Below are 1,402 nucleotides of genomic sequence, written 5' to 3' on the forward strand. Positions count from 1 at the left end.
CGACGGCCGGCCCGAGGCGGATGGCGCGGACGCGGCCACGCTGCCGGCGCTGCGCCAGGCGGCGACGGGTTGCCGCCGCTGCGAGCTCTGGCGCGAGGCGACGCAGACGGTGTTCGGCGAAGGACCGGAGGATGCGCGCATCGTCTTCGTGGGCGAACAGCCGGGCGACCAGGAGGACATCGCCGGACGGCCGTTCGTCGGCCCGGCCGGCAAGGTGTTCGACGCCATCCTCGGCGAGGCAGGCATCGACCGCGACGGCGTCTACGTGACCAATGCCGTCAAGCACTTCAAGTTCGAGCCGCGCGGCAAGCGGCGCATCCACGCCAAGCCGAATGCCGGCGAGGTGACGGCCTGCCGCTGGTGGCTCGACCGCGAACTGGCGCTGGCCCGCCCGGAAATCGCCGTGGCGCTCGGCGCCACGGCGGCGCAGGCGCTGCTCGGAAAGCCCGTCGCGATCACCAGGCTGCGCGGCCAGGTGATCGAGCGCGACGACGGCCTGCGCGTCTTCCTGACCATCCACCCTTCCTTCATCCTGCGCATTCCCGACCCGGCGGAGAAGGAGGCCGAGCGCGGCCGGTTCCTGACCGACATGCGGGCGGTGAGGGCATTGATGGGGTAGGGTGGCGCCGGGTCTGCGAGGCGCAATTGGGGGTGCTTCAAGGCTCGGCCAGCCCCGTCCCCTCTTCACGCGGCCAGCGGAAAGCACGACGGTGCAACCACCACGCCGTCATCCGAACAGCGCAGCATGGCGCACGCCCCGCTTCTGCAGGTTGGCCTGATGCCGTCTGAGGATCTCCAGTGCCTGGTCGCGTTGAATGGTTCGACGATAGCGCGAACGGTTCTACCGCACCAGCATCGCCCTCAGATCGTTGACGTTGGTCCCGCTCGGCCCCGGCGAAAACAGGTCGCCCAGCGCGTCGAAAGCGCTCCACGCGTCGTTGGCCGACAGCAGCGCGCGCGGGTCGAGCCCGGCCGACCGCAGCCGGGCGGCGGTGGTCCCGTCGCAGAAGGCGCCGGCGTTGTCTTCCGAGCCATCGATGCCGTCGGTGTCCGCGGCGAAGGCCGAGATGCCGTCCACCCCGTCGATGCCGAGCGCCAGCGAAAGCAGGAACTCGCTGTTGCGCCCGCCCTTGCCCTTGCCACGCAGCGTCACCGTCGTCTCGCCGCCGGACAGGATGACGACGGGTCTGGCGAAGGGCCGGTCCTTCGCCGCAACCTCGCGCGCGATGGCGGCGTGCACGCCCGCGACTTCGCGCGCCTCGCCCTCGATCGAATCGGACAGGATCACGGCCTCGACGCCGTGCGACCGCGCCGCCTCCGCGGCGGCCTCCAGCGACGCGGCGGCCGAGGCGATCACATGCACCGCGTTGCCGGCAAAGCGCCGGTCGCCGGGCAGCGGCGC

2 protein-coding genes are annotated in these 1,402 nt (G+C 71.8%); one reads left to right on the forward strand and one right to left on the reverse strand.

The annotated features are described in order from the left end of the window. Positions 1-619: UdgX family uracil-DNA binding protein (locus EJC49_RS25450; protein WP_148106342.1), on the forward strand; the 619-nt coding region annotated here is incomplete at its 5' end. A 222-nt stretch (positions 620-841) separates the two neighbouring features. Here EJC49_RS25450 and EJC49_RS25455 read toward each other — a convergent pair. After that, a partial coding sequence (locus EJC49_RS25455) for an MOFRL family protein (protein WP_280960071.1) occupies positions 842-1,402 on the reverse strand: 561 nt, incomplete at its 5' end.

Origin of the sequence: Aquibium carbonis, assembly GCF_003970795.1 — a bacterium.
Lineage (GTDB): Bacteria > Pseudomonadota > Alphaproteobacteria > Rhizobiales > Rhizobiaceae > Aquibium > Aquibium carbonis.